Raw genomic sequence first — 14,648 nt, forward strand, 5'->3', positions numbered from 1 at the left:
GGGTGGCCGCCGCGGCGCCCACCCCGCCCGCACCGCCGTCGGACAGCAGCTTCCAGAAGGTCACGCTCAACGACTACCCGGGCGAGCCGATGAGCCTCGCCGTCCTGCCCGACCTGCGGGTGCTGCACACCTCCCGCACGGGCGAGGTCCGCATCCACGACCCGCGTACCGGGCTGAACACCCTGGCCGCCGACGTGCCGGTGTACGAGCACGACGAGGAGGGCCTGCAGGGGGTCGCCATCGACCCGGACTTCGCCCGCAACAAATGGGTGTACCTGTACTACTCCCCGCCGATGGACACGCCGGTCGACGACCCGGCCACCCCGGACGTCAACGAGGGTGACGCCCCGCTCGTCGGCACCGAGGCCGACTGGCGGCGGTTCCGGGGCGTGCTGCGGCTGTCCCGGTTCAAGCTCGACGGGACGAGGCTCGACCTGGCCACCGAGCAGCAGATCATCGACGTACCCACCGACCGGGGCATCTGCTGCCACGTCGGCGGGCAGATCGACTTCGACAGCAAGGGCAACCTCTACCTGTCCACCGGCGACGACACCAACCCGTTCTTCTCCGACGGGTACACCCCGATCGACGAACGGGCCGAGCGGAACCCCGCCTTCGACGCCCAGCGCACCTCGGCGAACACCAACGACCTGCGCGGCAAGCTGCTGCGCATCCGGGTACGGCCCGGTGGCGGCTACCGGGTGCCACCAGGCAACCTGTTCAAGCCGGGCACCCCGAAGACCCGCCCCGAGATCTACGCGATGGGGCTACGCAACCCGTTCCGGTTCGCCGTCGACCGCCGCACCGACGACGTCTACCTCGCCGACTACTCGCCGGACGCCGGGACGGCGGACCCGACCCGCGGCCCGGCCGGGCACGGTCGCTGGATGCTGGTGGACAAGCCGGCGAACTACGGTTGGCCGTACTGCGCCACACCCACGCTGGCCTACGTCGACCACGACTTCGCCACCGGCGCGTCCGGCGAGCGCTTCGACTGCCGGCGTCCGGTCAACGACTCGCCCCGCAACACCGGCCTGCGCCGCCTGCCGTCCGTGCAGGCGCCGCAGGTCTGGTACCCGTCGGCGGCCTCCGCGCAGTTCCCGCAGCTCGGTACCGGCGGGATCGGCCCGATGGGCGGGCCGGCGTACGACTACGACCGGCGCAGCGCCTCCCGCACGAAGTGGCCGGCCTACTACGACGGCGTCCCGCTGTTCTACGAGTGGACCCGGGATTACGTCAAGGAGTTCCGCCTCGACTCCCGCGGCGAGGTCCGCGACATCCGGCCGGTGGTGCCGTCGCTGGTGGTCGACAACCCGATGGACCTGGAGTTCGGGCCGGACGGCGCCCTCTACGTGCTGGAGTACGGCGACGGGTACTTCGCGGAGAACCCGGACGCGCAGCTGTCCCGGATCGACTTCGTCCGGGGCAACCGGACACCGATCCCGAAGATCAGCGCCGACCCGACCGCCGGGCAGGCGCCCCTGACAATCGCCTTCTCCAGCGCCGGGACGGTCGACCCCGACGGTGACCGGCTGCGCTACGCCTGGGACTTCGACGCCGACGGCTCGGTGGACTCCACCGACCCGGACCCCAGCTGGACCTACCCGGCCAACGGGTCGTACTCCCCCACGCTGCGGGTCACCGACAGCACCGGCCGTTCGGCGGCGGCGACCCTGCCGCTGCTGATCGGGCCCCGGGCGCCGATCGTGGAGTTCGTCCGCCCGGTGTCCGGGCAGCCGTTCCAGTTCGGCCAGACGGTCGCCTTCGAGGTGAAGGTCACCGACGACCTGCCGGTGGACTGCGCCCGGGTGAAGGTGACGTACGTACTGGGGCACGACCAGCACGGGCACCCGCTCTCGTCCGCCTCCGGCTGCGCGGGCACCATCGCCACCTTCGTCGACGGTGGACACGGCGGCGGCGACAACCTGAGGGCGGTCTTCGTCGCCGAGTACACCGACGCGCCGACCGAGCCGGGCGTACCGCCGCAGACCGGGACCGCGACGGTGGTGCTGGAACCGACGCCGGCCGGCTGACCGGCCGGCCCGGGCCGGCGGCGACCCGGGGGGGGGTGCCGCCGGCCCGGCCTGTCCGCGCCGGGCCGCCGCCGGGTCAGACGTTGGCGATCAGCAGCGCCGGCTGCTCGACGCAGTCGGCGATGTGCCGCAGGAAGCCGCCGGCCACCCCACCGTCGCAGACCCGGTGGTCGAAGGTGAGGCTGAGCTGCGTCACCTTCCGGACCGCGAGCTGGCCGTCGACCACCCACGGCTTGTCCACGATCCGCCCCACGCCGAGCAGCGCGGCCTCGGGGTGGTTGATGATCGGGGTGGAACCGTCGACGCCGAACACGCCGTAGTTGTTCAGCGTGAACGTCCCGCCGGTGAGGCGCGCCGGCGCCAGCGTGCCGGCCCGCGCCGCGGCGGTGGTCTCCGCCAGCGCGGCGGCCAGCTCGGCGGTGGTGCGCCGCTGGGCGTCCCGCAGCACCGGCACGACCAGCCCGCGGTCGGTCTGCGCGGCGATCCCCAGGTGCACGCCGGCGGACTGGACGATCCGCTGGCCCTCGGTGTCGACCCGGGCGTTGAGCTGCGGGTACCGGCGCAACCCGGACAGGCAGATCCGGGCCAGCAGGGCCAGGATGCTCACCGGCGCGCCCGGGGTCGCCGCGTTGATCGCGGCCCGGGTCTCCAACAGCCCGGTCGCGTCCACGTCCACCCAGATGGTCACCTCGGGAATCTCCCGCCGACTGCGGGAGAGCTTGTCGGCGATCGCCTTGCGGATACCGGTCAGCGGGAGGACCAAGTCCCCGTCACCGGCCGGGGCGAGCCCGAGGTGCGAGGCCGGCGCGTCCGGCACCGCGGCGAGCCGGGCGCCCGGCGCGGCGGCGGTCTCCACGTCGGCCCGGCGGATCACGCCGCCCGGTCCGCTGCCGCGCAGGCTGTCCAGGTCGACGCCGCGCTCCCTGGCCAGCCGCCGGACGATCGGCGAGATGACCAGGGCGGCCGGCCCGCCGCTCGGGGAGCCGCCGGCCTGGCCGGGCGGCCGGACGGCCGATGCGGTCGCCGGGCCGGTCGGGGGCGGCGTCGCGGCCCGGGTGGCCGCACCGGCCGCTCGGTCGGGGGCGACCGCCGGCCGCGGACGGCGCCGCCGCCGCCCGGCACCGCCGTGCCCGGTGCCGTACCCGATGAGGACGTTGCCGGAGCCGGCGCGCTCCTCCTCGCGGTAGGTGGCGTGCCCGGCTTGCCCGGGGGCGCCGGCGGCGGCCGCCGCGCCGTCCGCGGGCGCGATGGTGATCAGCGGTTGGCCGACCGGGCGGACCTCACCGGCCGCGCCGTGCAGGGCGACGACCCGGCCGGCGTACGGGCATGGCACGTCGACCACCGCCTTGGCGGTCTCCACCTCAACCACGGACTGGTCCACGGTGACCGTGTCGCCGACGGCTACCCGCCACTCGACGATCTCCGCCTCGGTCAACCCTTCGCCGAGGTCGGGCAGGAGGAACACCTGGGCCCCGTCGACGGCGGTCATGCCGCGCTGCCTTCCGCCAGCCAGCGCGGGTCCGGCTGGTCGTCCCACTGCAACCGGGCCACCGCGTCGAGCACCCGGTCCACCCCGGGCAGGTGGGTGTGCTCCAGCATGGGCGCCGGGTACGGGATGTCCAGCCCGCTGACCCGCAGCACCGGGGCGTGCAAAGCATGGAAGCAGCGCTCCTGCACCCGGGCGGCGATCTCCGCGCCGACCCCGGCGAAGCCCTGCGCCTCCTGGACCACCACGCACCGGCCGGTACGGCGCACCGAGGCGGCGACGGTGGCGTCGTCGAACGGCACGATGGTCCGCACGTCCACCACCTCAAGGTCCCAGCCCTCCTCGCGGGCGGCCTCGGCGGCCTCTAGCGCCACCGGTACCGCCGGCCCGTACGCGACCAGGGTGGCGTCGCGTCCGGGGCGGCGGACCACCGCGCGGCCGAACGGCTCGGTCCGCGCCGGCAGGGACGCCTCGGCACTGGAGAAGTAAAGCTTCTTCGGCTCCATGAAGACCACCGGGTCGGGGTCGGCGATCGCCTCGCGCAGCAGCGAGTACGCGTCCCCGACCGTCGCCGGGGTGATCACCTTCAGCCCCGGGGTGTGCGCGTAGTACGCCTCGGAGGAGTCGCAGTGGTGCTCGACGCCGCCGATGCCGCCGGCGTAAGGCACCCGGATCACGATGGGCACGCTGAGCGCGCCCCGGGTGCGGTTGCGCAGCTTCGCCACGTGCGAGGCGATCTGCTCGAACGCCGGGTACGCGAACGCGTCGAACTGCATCTCGACCACCGGGCGCAGCCCCGACATGGCGAGCCCGACCGCGAAGCCGACGATGCCGGCCTCCGCGAGGGGGGTGTCGAAGCAGCGGGTGTCGCCGAAGCGGGCCTGCAGGCCGTCGGTGATCCGGAAGACACCGCCGAGCTGGCCGGCGTCCTCACCGAAGACGAGCACCCGCTCGTCGTCGGCCATCGCGTCGGCGAGCGCCGCGTTGAGCGCCTTCGCCATGGTCGTGGTGGCCATCAGGCGTCACCGTCCTCGTCGCGGGCCGCGGCCAGTTCGGCGCGGACCTGTTCGCGCTGCTCGACCAGTTGCGGGGTCGGCGAGGCGTAGACGTGGTCGAAGAGGCTCAGCGGGTCGACCGCCGGTTGGGTGTTCATCCGGGCGCGCAGGTCGGCCGCGTACGCCTCGGCCTCCTCGGCCACTGCGGCGGCGGTGGGCCCGTCGAGCACCCCGCGGTCGCGCAGGTAGGTCTCCAGGCGGGTGACCGGGTCCCGGTCGCGCCAGGCGTCGACCTCGGCGCCGTCGCGGTAGCGGGTGGCGTCGTCGGCGTTGGTGTGCGGCTCCATCCGGTAGGTGTGCGCCTCGACCAGGAACGGTCCGTTGCCGGCCCGGGCGTGCGCGACGGCGCGGGTGAGCACGGCGAGCACGGCGATGGGGTCGTTGCCGTCGACCTGCTCGCTGGGCACGCCGTAGCCGACTCCCTTGTGGGCCAGCGACGGCGCGGCGGTCTGCCGGGACAGCGGGACGCTGATCGCGTACCGGTTGTTCTGCACGAAGTAGACCACCGGGGCCTTGAACACCGCGGCGAAGTTGATCCCCTCGTGGAAGTCGCCCTCGCTGGTGGCGCCGTCACCGATGAAGGCCAGCGCGACGGTGTCCCGGCCCTGGTGGGCCTCACCGTAGGCGAGCCCGGCGGCGTGCACGCACTGGGTCGCGAGGGGCGTGCACTGCGGGGCGGTACGCCGGGCGGCCGGGTCGTACCCGCAGTGCCAGTCGCCACGCAGCAGGGTCAGCACCTCGACCGGGTCGATGCCCCGGGAGACCAGCGCCATCGACTCGCGGTAGGTCGGGAAGACCCAGTCGGTGTCCCGCAGCGCGAGGACCCCACCGACCTGGCAGGCCTCCTGCCCGCGGGAGGACGGGTAGACGGCCAGCCGGCCCTGCTTGGTCAGGGCGGTGGCCTGGATGTCGAAGCGCCGGCCGATCACCATCCGCCGGTACAGCTCCGAAAGCGCCTCGGCCGGCGGCTCCGGGTAGTCGGGGTGGGCGGGCAGCGGGGTGCCGGTGGGGTCGAGCAGGCGGACCGGCTCGCCGGCCGGCAGCAGCCCGTGCGCCGGGTCGGGCGTGGTGGCCGCCGGGCGGGTGCGTGGGGATGCCCTGCGGACCGCCTGGGGTGTGGTCGTCACGGCGGGGACCTCCTGGACGTGTGGGTGGGCCTATGCTCCTGCTGTCGGATGATTGACTCAAGATCCACGGCAAACGTGGGACGGATGGCAGCCAGGAGGCACCGTGACAGGCCAGGAGTCCGAGCCGGCCGTGGACTCGACGAACGGAACGGGACGATCGGCCCGAGCCCTGGACGAGGTGGACCGGCGGATCCTCGACGAACTGGTCAGCGACGGGCGGACCTCGGTGCGCACCCTCGCCGAGCGGATCCACATCTCCCGCACCAACGCGTACGCACGGGTCGAGCGGCTGCTGCGGGACGGGGTGATCACGGGGTTCCGGGCGCAGGTGGCGCCGGAGGCGGCGGGGCTGGGCACGTCGGCGTACATCGCCCTGAAGATCGAGCAGAACACCTGGCGGGAGGTGTCCGCGGAGCTGGCCCGGGTGCGCTACATCGAGCACGCCGCGCTGCTCGGCGGCGACCACGACGTCCTCGCCCTGGTCCGGGCGCCGGACAACGCCACCCTGCGCGACGTGGTGCTCAATCGGGTGCAGAGCATCGCCGGTGTGCTCTCCACCCGCACCTGGCTGGTCTTCGAGGAGTTCGACGGCGAACGCAGCCCGTGGGCGTGAGCGGCCGGGGCGACGCGGGAGGGGCGGCGGCCGGCGGCCGCACGACATGCGGCGGTTGCGGGTGGCTCAGCGCTCGGGAGGCGCCTCCAGGCCCTCCCGGTCGGCCAGTTCGAGCAGCGGCGCCAGGGAGAACCGGCGGTCGTCCAGGCCCGCGTGCGGGTCGCCGCGCCGCGCGAACCGCTGCGGCACCGTGCTGACGTCGAAGTCCTCCGGGCGGGCGTCGTCCAGCTCCGACCAGTCCAGCGGCGCGGAGACCAGCGCCCGCGGCGTCGGCCGGATGGAGTACGCCGAGGCCATCGTGTGGTCCCGGGACATCTGGTTGTAGTCGACGAAGACCGGCCGGTCCCGCTGCTCCCGCCACCAGGTGGTGGTGACCAGGTCCGGGCGCCGCCGCTGCATCTCGCGGCCCAGCGCCAGCACCGCCCGGCGGCAGTCACCGAAGCTCCACCGCGGCTCGATGGACAGGTAGATGTGCAGGCCCCGCCCGCCGGTGGTCTTCGGGTAGCCGGTCAGGCCGAGGTCGTCGAGGAAGGCGCGGACCTCGTGGGCCACCGGCACCACCTGGTCGAAGCCGACGCCCGGCAGCGGGTCCAGGTCGATGCGGAGCTGGTCGGGGCGCTCGACGTCGGCCGCGGAGACCGGCCACGGGTGGAAGCGCAGCGTGCCGAGGTTGGCCGCCCAGATCACCACGGCCAGCTCGCTCGGCGCCACCTCGTCGGCGGTCCGCCCGCTGGGGAAGGTGATGTGGGCGGTACGCACCCACTCCGGCGCCCCGGCCGGCAGCCGCTTCTGGTAGAAGGCGTCACCGCGGTTGTCCTGCCGGGTGCCGATCCTCGCGCCCGGGAAGACGCCGCGCGGCCAGCGCTCCAACATCGTCGGCCGGTCCCGCAACGCGCGCAGGATGCCGTCGCCGACGGCGAGGAAGTAGCGCACCACGTCCAGCTTGGTCAGCCCACGCTCCGGAAAGTACGGCTTGTCCGGGCTGGAGACGCGCACCAGCCGCTCCCCCACCCGGATCTCCTCGGCCGGCGTCGCCACGCCTCACACGTTAGCGGGCACCGGGGGGCGGGGGCAGCCGCCGGCACGGACGGCGGGCGGCCCGGCCGCCGGTGGGCACGCGCCGGACGCGGTGTCACCCGGGCGGACCTCGTCGTCCGCCCGGGTGACCAGCCGGCGGCTCAGCCGTTCTCCTGCTGCAGGCGCGTCATCAGCATCTGCTTACCCTGCTCACCCGCCTTGCGGTTGTTATCCTGCATCGCGCGGAACCACTTGGCGAGTTCGGTGTCGCCCCGGGCGTCGGCGTCGGCGATGTACGTCTCCAACTGCCAGATGTGCTGCAGGGACATCTGCAACGCGTGGATCAGGTCGTAGTTCTTGTCCTTCACCGGGCTCGCCGGCTCCCTGACCATCGTGGCCACGGCGTACCTCCCCTGTCGGTCATCGGTGCAGCCAGCGCTTACCCGGCCGCACCGGTTTCACGCCCCACGCGTCGCCACCGGGGGCCGCCGCGCGGTTACCCGCGGCGGCTCACCGGGTAGGGGGTGGCGCATGGCGGAACTGGCAGCGCTCTGGATCGTCCGGCACGGCGAGAGCACCGGCAACGTGGCGGCCGGCGCGGCCGAGGCGTCCGGCGCCGAGCTGATCGAGCTGACCCACCGCGACGCCGACGTACCGCTCAGCACCACCGGGGAGGAGCAGGCCCGGGCCACCGGCCGGTGGCTGGCCGGGCTGCCGGGATCCCGCCGGCCGGAGGTGGCCGTGGTGTCGCCGTACCTGCGCGCGGTGCGGACCGCCGAGCTGGTCCTCGCGGGCACCGGCGTCCCGCTCAGCCGGGACGAGCGGCTGCGCGACCGGGAGCTGGGCATCCTCGACGGCCTCACCGGCCGCGGCGTACGCCGCCGCTACCCGCAGGAGGCGGCCCGCCGGGAGCGGCTCGGCACGTTCTACTACCGGCCGCCCGGCGGGGAGTCCTGGACGGACCTGGCGCTGCGCCTGCGTGCCCTCCTCGGCGACCTGCGCCGCGACCACGCGGGCCGGCGGGTGCTGATGTTCGGCCACGACGCCCTGGTCTTCCTGACCCGCTACCTGATCGAGGGGCTCACCGAGGCCGATCTGGTGGCGTTGACGCGACAGCAGGTGATCGCCAACTGCTCGGTCACCGGCTGGACCGCCGACGGCACCGGCCGGCTGGCACTGGATGTGTTCAACGACGTCGGCCACCTGCGCCGGCAGGGCGCCCGGCCGACCAGGGAGGACGAGGTCCACGCCGAGCCGGTCTGACACCTCCTGTCCAACCGAACGGCTGTGTGTAATGCCATACCGCGCTCCTACGCTGTTGGGTCGGGGGTGGGCATCCTGCCCGCCTCCCGCCGGCCGCTCCCCGCCAGGGGGCGTACCCCGGCCGGAAACAGCCCCTGGGAGTCTGTGTGAAGAAACTCCGTCGCAAGACACTGGCTGCCGCGTCCGCCGTGACGCTCGGTGTCGGCCTCGCCGTCACCGGCGGGCTGGCCCCGGCGGCGTCGGCCGCCGGACCGGACACCACGTACCTGGTGCTCGCCCCGCAGGGCGCCAAGACCGACAAGGCGGCCGCCCGCGTGGCTGCCGCCAAGGGCACCGTGGTGGCCGACTACCACCAGATCGGCGTGCTCGTCGTCCGCTCGACCAACCCCGACTTCGCCACGGACGTGGCAGGCGCGGGCGTCGACTCGGTGGCGTCCACCGCCGACCTGGGCACCGCCATCGAGGAGGGCGAGACCCTGGAGGTCTCCGCGGCCATGGCGGCGAACGCCACCGCCGACCCGACCAAGGAGCCCCTCTTCGGTCAGCAGTGGGACATGCCGATGATCGATGTCCCGCAGGCCCACGCGGTCAACGCCGGCAGCGCCGGCGTGGTGGTGGGTGTGCTGGACAGCGGCATCTCCTCCACCCACCCGGATCTGGCCGACCAGATCGCCAAGGACAAGAGCACGTCCTGCCTGGGTGGGGTCGTCGACACCACCGAGTCGGCCTGGAACCCGACCACCTCCGACCACGGCACGCACGTGGCCGGCACCATCGCCGCCGCGGTCAACGGCCTCGGGGTGACCGGGGTCGCTCCGGGCGTCAAGGTGGCCGCCGTCAAGGTGGTCAACGACGACGGCTACATCTTCCCGGAGGCCGCGATCTGCGGCTTCGTCTGGGCGGCCGAGCACGGCATGCGGGTGACCAACAACAGCTACTACATCGACCCGTGGGAGCTGAACTGCCGCAACGACGCACGCCAGCGTCCGGTGTGGCAGGCCGTGCAGCGGGCCATCCGGTACTCGCAGAGCAAGGGCGTGCTCAACGTCGCCTCCGCGGGTAACGCCAACTACGACCTCGCCCACAAGAACACCGACACGGGCAGCCCGAACACCGGGACCCCGGAGGTGCGGGAGGACCTCACCAGCGCCTGCCTCGTCCTGCCGGGCGAGGCGCCGGGCGTGGTGACCGTCTCGGCGGTCGGCCCGACCGGGGAGAAGAGCTACTACTCCTCGTACGGCCAGGGCGTGGTCGAGGTGACGGCGCCGGGTGGCGACACCCGGTTCCGGACCCAGGGCGCGCGCTCGACCCTCACCGATGCCATCCTGTCGACCACCTTCAACACGGCGACGCGGACCAACGGCTGGGGTTACAAGCAGGGCACCTCGATGTCCAGCCCGCACGCGGCCGGCGTCGCGGCGCTGGCCCTGTCGGCGCACCCGGGCATGACGCCCGGTCAGCTGACGTCGTTCCTGGAGCGCACCTCCGTGGCGAAGTCCTGCCCCGACGGTGTCTACAACCCGGTACCGCTCATCCCGTCGGGCCCGAACGCGTACGACGCGACCTGCTCCGGCGGGCAGCGCAACTCGTTCTACGGCGCCGGCATGGTGAACGCGTACAACGTGGTGAAGTAGCCCGGCACGACCGTGGTGGGGCCCGGCGGTGATCCGCCGGGACCCACCCGTTTCTGCGGTCCGGCGGCGGGGTGCCAGAAAGGGGTTAGCCGTCGTATGCCCCGAGGTCCGCACGCGCCCGCCGGACCTGGCTACCGGCCGGTGGCCGGGGGGCGGGTTCAGGCGGTCTTGTGGCGACGGTAGTGGCGGGCCACCCGGACGCGGTTGCCGCAGCGCTCCGCCGAGCACCAGCGGCGGCGCGGGTGGGCGGGCAGGAACAGCAGCACGCAGTCGTCGGCCTCGCACTGGCGGACCTTGCTGACGGCCGGGTCAGCCAGCAGTTCGGCGGCGGCCTCGGCGAGCCAGGCGGCCAGCCGTTCGCCGGGCGGTCCGGTGCGACGGCGGGTGACGGTGAGCGCCGTGCCGTTCCAGGCGAGCTCGGCGACGGCGGGCGCGTCCCGCTGAGCCCGGTTGAGGGCCGCCAGGTCCGCAGCGGGAGGCCGCTCGCCACGGCGGACACGGTCGAGGGCGCGGGCGACGTGCTCGCGGACGGCGCGGACGGCAGCCACCTCGGCGACGGCCAGCTCGGCGGCGGCGAGTTCTCGCGCTTCGCCGAACCGGTCGGCCTGCAGGCTCAGCCAGGCACGCAGGTCGTCGGGGGCGGCCAGCAGGTCGCCGGCCGCCGGCCGGGTGTTGACGAGGTCCAGGGCCAGCGGCTCGCCGGTCAGGGCGTCGCTCATAATGCTAATGGTACATCGACGGGTTGACGCGTTAGGTGGATGATCGCTAGAACTAATGCATTATCCCTAGTGGAAGGCATTAGGAATGATGCTCCTCCCGATCGCTCGCACCGCCCACCGTCAGCTCGACGTCGGCGACGTTCGCGTCTTCTACCGCGAGTCGCAGCCGGAACGGGACGACGCGCCGGTGCTGCTGCTGTTGCACGGCTTCCCCTCGGCCTCTCACCAGTTCCGCCGCCTCATCGACACGCTCGGCGCACGCTACCGACTGATCGCACCCGACTACCCCGGCTTCGGCCACACCGAAGCCCCCGACGACTTCACCTACTCCTTCGACCGACTCGCCGACATCACCGAGGGCTTCGTCCAAGCGCTCGGCCTGACCCGGTTCGCGATGTACGTGTTCGACTTCGGCGCGCCGGTCGGCTTCCGCGTCGCCGAGCGGCACCCCGACTGGATCGCGGGCCTGGTCGTTCAGAACGGCAACGCCTACACCGAGGGCCTGTCGGACGCCGCCCGCAGCTTCATCTCGCTGCGCCCCGAGACGCCCGGCGCCGAGGAGACCATCCGCGAACTGCTCACTCTGTCCGGCACCCGGAGCCAGTACGAGACCGGCGTGCCCGACCTGTCGCCGCTCGCCCCGGACGGCTGGACCCTCGACCAGTACTTCCTCGACCTGCCCGGGCGCAAGGAGGCCCAGGTCGCGCTGGCCTTCGACTACCACTCCAACGTCGAGCGCTACGCCCACTGGCAGGCGTGGCTGCGCAAGCACAGCCCGCCCACCCTCATCACCTGGGGTGTCGGCGACCCGTTCTTCCCCGAGCCTGGCGCCCGCGCCTATCTGCGGGACCTCCCCGACGCCGACCTCCACCTGTTCGACACCGGCCACTTCGCCCTCGAAACCCACCTGCCCCAGATCGCCCCGCTCATCGCCGACTTCCTCGACCGCCGGTGGAACTAGAAGGGTGGGCATGCCGGTGCCGGCCGCCGGAGGTGCTGCCGACCGGTCGGCCGCCAGTCCGCGTCGCGGACCGGCGCGAGCAGGGCGGGGCCGATCCTCAGTGGGGGTCGGCTGGCGGCGGTGACGGCCTTCGCCGGCGGAGACCTCGACGGGCCACGCCAGGCCGGCCGTCACTGCGAGGGCCGGCCGTCACGTCGGGGGCGCCGGCAGGATCCGCCGCAGCCTCCCCGGGGGTACGTCCCGGCGCCGCCACTCCCGCGGGTAGCCCACCGACACCTCCTCGAACCGCACCCCGTCGTGCCAGCTGGTGCGCGGGATGTGCAGGTGGCCGTAGACCACCGCGGCGGCCTCGAAGCGGCGGTGCCAGTCCGCGGTGGCCTCGGTGCCGCACCACTGGGCGAAGACCGGCCAGCGCAGCACCCGCGTCGGCGCGCGCAACAGAGGCCAGTGGTTGACCAGCACGGTCGGCATCCCGGGGGGCCGCCCGGCCAGCCGGCGCTTGGTCTCGGCGACCCGGGCCGCGCACCACGCCGACCGGCTCGGGTACGGGTCGGGGTGCAGCAGGAACTCGTCGGTGCAGACGATCCCCGTCCGGTACGCCTCGGCCAGCGCCGCCTCGGGCGTGTCAAACCCGTCCGGCCGCCAGCTGTGGTCGTAGAGCAGGAACAGCGGCGCCACCAGAGCCGGCCCGCCCAGCCCCCGCCAGACCGGATACGGATCCTCCGGGGTGAGCACGCCGAGGCGCCGGCAGACCGCGACCAGGTGCTGGTAGCGGGCGAGGCCGCGCAGCGTCACCGGGTCGGCCGGCGGGGTCCACAGCTCGTGGTTGCCCGGTGCCCAGACGACCCGGGCGAAGCGGCGGCGCAGCAGCCCGAGGGCCCATTCGACGTCGGCGACGGTGTCCGCGACGTCGCCGGCGACGATCAGCCAGTCGTCGGGCGACTCCGGGCGCAGCCCTTCGACGACCGCCCGGTTCTCCGGGTGGCCGACGTGCAGGTCGCTGATGGCGAGCAGGCTACCGCCGCCACCGTCGCCCGTCATGAGCCGATCCTAGACACGGCGGGCGTCCGGTGTGTTCCGCGAGGATGCGCTGCTGCCACGCGTCCGCACCGTTGCCCGGGTCGTCTGGTCGCCGGGCCCGGCGACCCGGACGGCGAGGCGGGCCGGGGTGCACCCGGGCCGACCCGGTAGGATCCCGACGGGCCGTGACTGGCGCGTGGGGATGGAGAACCATCGGGGAGCGGTCCCGTCATGAGGACGCATGCCGAGCGCCTGGGCCTTCCGCACGTCAGTAGGAGGTCGCATGTCGTCGCTGAACGCCGAATCCACCGCTTTCCGCAGTGCCCTCGAGGTGATCCGCGCCGTCGAGCCCCGAGTGGCCGACGCGATCGGCGCCGAACTGGCCGACCAACGGGAGTCGCTGAAGCTGATCGCCAGCGAGAACTACGCCTCCCCGGCCACCCTGCTGGCGATGGGCAACTGGTTCAGCGACAAGTACGCCGAGGGCACCGTGGGCCGGCGCTTCTACGCCGGCTGCCAGAACGTCGACACCGTCGAGGCGCTGGCCGCCGAGCACGCCCGGGAGCTGTTCGGCGCCGCGCACGCGTACGTGCAGCCACACTCTGGCATCGACGCCAACCTGGTGGCGTTCTGGGCGATCCTGGCCGACCGGGTCGAGTCGCCGGCGCTGAAGAAGGCGCAGGTGCGTCACGTCAACGACCTCACCGAGGCGGACTGGTTCGCGCTGCGCCGGGAGCTGGGCAACCAGCGGATGCTGGGCATGTCGCTGGACGCCGGTGGCCACCTCACCCACGGCTTCCGGCCGAACATCTCCGGCAAGATGTTCGACCAGCGCAGCTACGGCACCGACCCGGCGACCGGCCTGATCGACTACGACCGGGTCGCCGAGGCGGCCCGGGAGTTCACCCCGCTGATCCTGGTCGCCGGCTACTCCGCGTACCCGCGGAAGGTGAACTTCCGGATCATGCGGGAGATCGCCGACTCCGTCGGCGCCACCTTCATGGTCGACATGGCGCACTTCGCCGGGCTGGTCGCCGGCAAGGTCTTCACCGGCGACTTCGACCCAGTGGCGCACGCCCACATCGTCACCACCACCACCCACAAGTCGCTGCGCGGCCCGCGCGGCGGCATGGTGCTCTGCCAGCCGGAGCTGGCCGAGCAGGTCGACCGGGGCTGCCCGATGGTGCTCGGCGGCCCGCTGCCGCACGTGATGGCCGCCAAAGCGGTCGCCCTGGCCGAGGCCCGCCGCCCCGACTTCGCCGACTACGCCCAGCGCATCGTCGCCAACGCCCAGGCCCTCGCCGAGGGGCTGCTGCGCCGGGGCGCGACGCTGGTCACCGGCGGCACCGACAACCACCTGGTGCTCATCGACGTCTCCGGCTACGGACTGACCGGCCGGCAGGCCGAGCAGGCCCTGCTCGACTCGGGCATCGTCACCAACCGCAACTCGGTCCCGCAGGACCCGAACGGCGCCTGGTACACCTCCGGCGTCCGGATCGGCACCCCGGCGCTGACCACCCGGGGCCTCGGCCCGGCGGAGATGGACCGGACCGCCGAGCTGATCCACACCGTGCTGAGCCAGACCTCGCCGGGCGCCAACGCCGACGGCACCCCCTCGAAGGCCAAGTACCTGCTGGACCCGGCGGTTGCCGACAAGGTCAGCCGCCAGGCCAGCGAGCTGCTCACCGGCTTCCCCCTCTACCCCTCCGTCACCCTCGAC

General features: G+C 73.5%; 13 protein-coding genes and 1 riboswitch. Of the genes, 6 read left to right on the plus strand and 7 right to left on the minus strand.

Annotated elements, in window-relative coordinates:
• Positions 1 to 2 precede the first annotated feature (2 nt).
• Positions 3 to 2,033, plus strand: a complete 2,031-nt coding sequence (locus C1I99_RS20120) for a PQQ-dependent sugar dehydrogenase (protein ID WP_111135770.1) — start codon at positions 3 to 5, stop codon at positions 2,031 to 2,033.
• Positions 2,034 to 2,109: 76 nt separating this feature from the next.
• On the opposite strand, the gene C1I99_RS20125 is transcribed toward C1I99_RS20120, so the two are convergent.
• The 3 genes from C1I99_RS20125 to pdhA are packed head-to-tail and all read right to left on the minus strand — an operon-like array spanning position 2,110 to position 5,701.
• Complete coding sequence (locus tag C1I99_RS20125; protein WP_111135771.1) at positions 2,110 to 3,522, minus strand: dihydrolipoamide acetyltransferase family protein; 1,413 nt, start codon at positions 3,520 to 3,522, stop codon at positions 2,110 to 2,112.
• Positions 3,519 to 4,535, minus strand: coding sequence for an alpha-ketoacid dehydrogenase subunit beta (locus C1I99_RS20130; protein WP_111135772.1), 1,017 nt, complete (start codon positions 4,533 to 4,535; stop codon positions 3,519 to 3,521). The genes C1I99_RS20125 and C1I99_RS20130 overlap by 4 nt, the downstream gene beginning before the upstream one ends.
• Complete coding sequence (gene pdhA, locus C1I99_RS20135) at positions 4,535 to 5,701, minus strand: pyruvate dehydrogenase (acetyl-transferring) E1 component subunit alpha (RefSeq protein WP_111135773.1); 1,167 nt, start codon at positions 5,699 to 5,701, stop codon at positions 4,535 to 4,537. Before pdhA ends, C1I99_RS20130 begins: the two co-directional genes overlap by 1 nt.
• A 103-nt stretch (positions 5,702 to 5,804) precedes the next feature.
• Between pdhA and C1I99_RS20140 the strand changes: the two genes are divergently transcribed.
• The gene (locus C1I99_RS20140; RefSeq protein ID WP_438941431.1) at positions 5,805 to 6,314 is read left to right on the plus strand and encodes an Lrp/AsnC family transcriptional regulator; all 510 of its coding nucleotides are present in this window, start codon (positions 5,805 to 5,807) and stop codon (positions 6,312 to 6,314) included.
• 66 nt (positions 6,315 to 6,380) lie between these two features.
• Here C1I99_RS20140 and C1I99_RS20145 read toward each other — a convergent pair whose 3' ends face one another.
• On the minus strand, positions 6,381 to 7,352 hold the full coding sequence (locus C1I99_RS20145; RefSeq protein ID WP_111135774.1) for a DNA polymerase domain-containing protein: 972 nt from the start codon (positions 7,350 to 7,352) through the stop codon (positions 6,381 to 6,383).
• A gap of 140 nt (positions 7,353 to 7,492) precedes the next feature.
• Positions 7,493 to 7,723: a hypothetical protein gene (locus C1I99_RS20150; protein WP_111135781.1), complete on the minus strand. Its 231-nt coding sequence runs from the start codon at positions 7,721 to 7,723 to the stop codon at positions 7,493 to 7,495.
• A 139-nt stretch (positions 7,724 to 7,862) separates the two neighbouring features.
• On the opposite strand from C1I99_RS20150, the gene C1I99_RS20155 reads away from it, so the two are divergent.
• Both C1I99_RS20155 and C1I99_RS20160 read left to right on the plus strand, forming a co-directional pair.
• Positions 7,863 to 8,594 (plus strand): histidine phosphatase family protein, encoded by a 732-nt coding sequence (locus C1I99_RS20155; protein ID WP_111135775.1) that lies wholly within the window; start codon positions 7,863 to 7,865, stop codon positions 8,592 to 8,594.
• Between the two features lie 146 nt (positions 8,595 to 8,740).
• Complete coding sequence (locus tag C1I99_RS20160) at positions 8,741 to 10,228, plus strand: S8 family peptidase (protein ID WP_111135776.1); 1,488 nt, start codon at positions 8,741 to 8,743, stop codon at positions 10,226 to 10,228.
• Positions 10,229 to 10,386: 158 nt separating this feature from the next.
• On the opposite strand, the gene C1I99_RS20165 is transcribed toward C1I99_RS20160, so the two are convergent.
• A complete protein-coding gene (locus C1I99_RS20165; protein WP_111135777.1) occupies positions 10,387 to 10,947 on the minus strand; it encodes a CGNR zinc finger domain-containing protein in 561 nt (186 codons plus the stop codon).
• 85 nt (positions 10,948 to 11,032) lie between these two features.
• On the opposite strand from C1I99_RS20165, the gene C1I99_RS20170 reads away from it, so the two are divergent.
• Positions 11,033 to 11,908 (plus strand): alpha/beta fold hydrolase, encoded by an 876-nt coding sequence (locus C1I99_RS20170; RefSeq protein ID WP_233512602.1) that lies wholly within the window; start codon positions 11,033 to 11,035, stop codon positions 11,906 to 11,908.
• Positions 11,909 to 12,097: 189 nt separating this feature from the next.
• On the opposite strand, the gene C1I99_RS20175 is transcribed toward C1I99_RS20170, so the two are convergent.
• On the minus strand, positions 12,098 to 12,949 hold the full coding sequence (locus tag C1I99_RS20175; RefSeq protein WP_111135778.1) for a metallophosphoesterase family protein: 852 nt from the start codon (positions 12,947 to 12,949) through the stop codon (positions 12,098 to 12,100).
• 154 nt (positions 12,950 to 13,103) lie between these two features.
• A riboswitch (ZMP/ZTP riboswitch) is annotated at positions 13,104 to 13,193 on the plus strand.
• Between the two features lie 18 nt (positions 13,194 to 13,211).
• Between C1I99_RS20175 and C1I99_RS20180 the strand changes: the two genes are divergently transcribed.
• The coding region (locus tag C1I99_RS20180) for a glycine hydroxymethyltransferase (RefSeq protein WP_111135779.1) at positions 13,212 to 14,648 on the plus strand (1,437 nt) is incomplete at its 3' end.

This window comes from Micromonospora deserti (assembly GCF_003236335.1).
GTDB lineage: Bacteria > Actinomycetota > Actinomycetes > Mycobacteriales > Micromonosporaceae > Micromonospora > Micromonospora deserti.

Coding starts and splice junctions, on each gene's coding strand:
- C1I99_RS20125 (WP_111135771.1), bottom strand. CDS start 3,522: ATGACCGCCGTCGACGGGGCCCAGGTGTTCCTCCTGCCCGACCTCGGC.
- C1I99_RS20165 (WP_111135777.1), bottom strand. CDS start 10,947: ATGAGCGACGCCCTGACCGGCGAGCCGCTGGCCCTGGACCTCGTCAAC.
- C1I99_RS20170 (WP_233512602.1), top strand. CDS start 11,033: ATGATGCTCCTCCCGATCGCTCGCACCGCCCACCGTCAGCTCGACGTC.
- C1I99_RS20155 (WP_111135775.1), top strand. CDS start 7,863: ATGGCGGAACTGGCAGCGCTCTGGATCGTCCGGCACGGCGAGAGCACC.
- C1I99_RS20175 (WP_111135778.1), bottom strand. CDS start 12,949: ATGACGGGCGACGGTGGCGGCGGTAGCCTGCTCGCCATCAGCGACCTG.
- C1I99_RS20150 (WP_111135781.1), bottom strand. CDS start 7,723: ATGGTCAGGGAGCCGGCGAGCCCGGTGAAGGACAAGAACTACGACCTG.
- C1I99_RS20130 (WP_111135772.1), bottom strand. CDS start 4,535: ATGGCCACCACGACCATGGCGAAGGCGCTCAACGCGGCGCTCGCCGAC.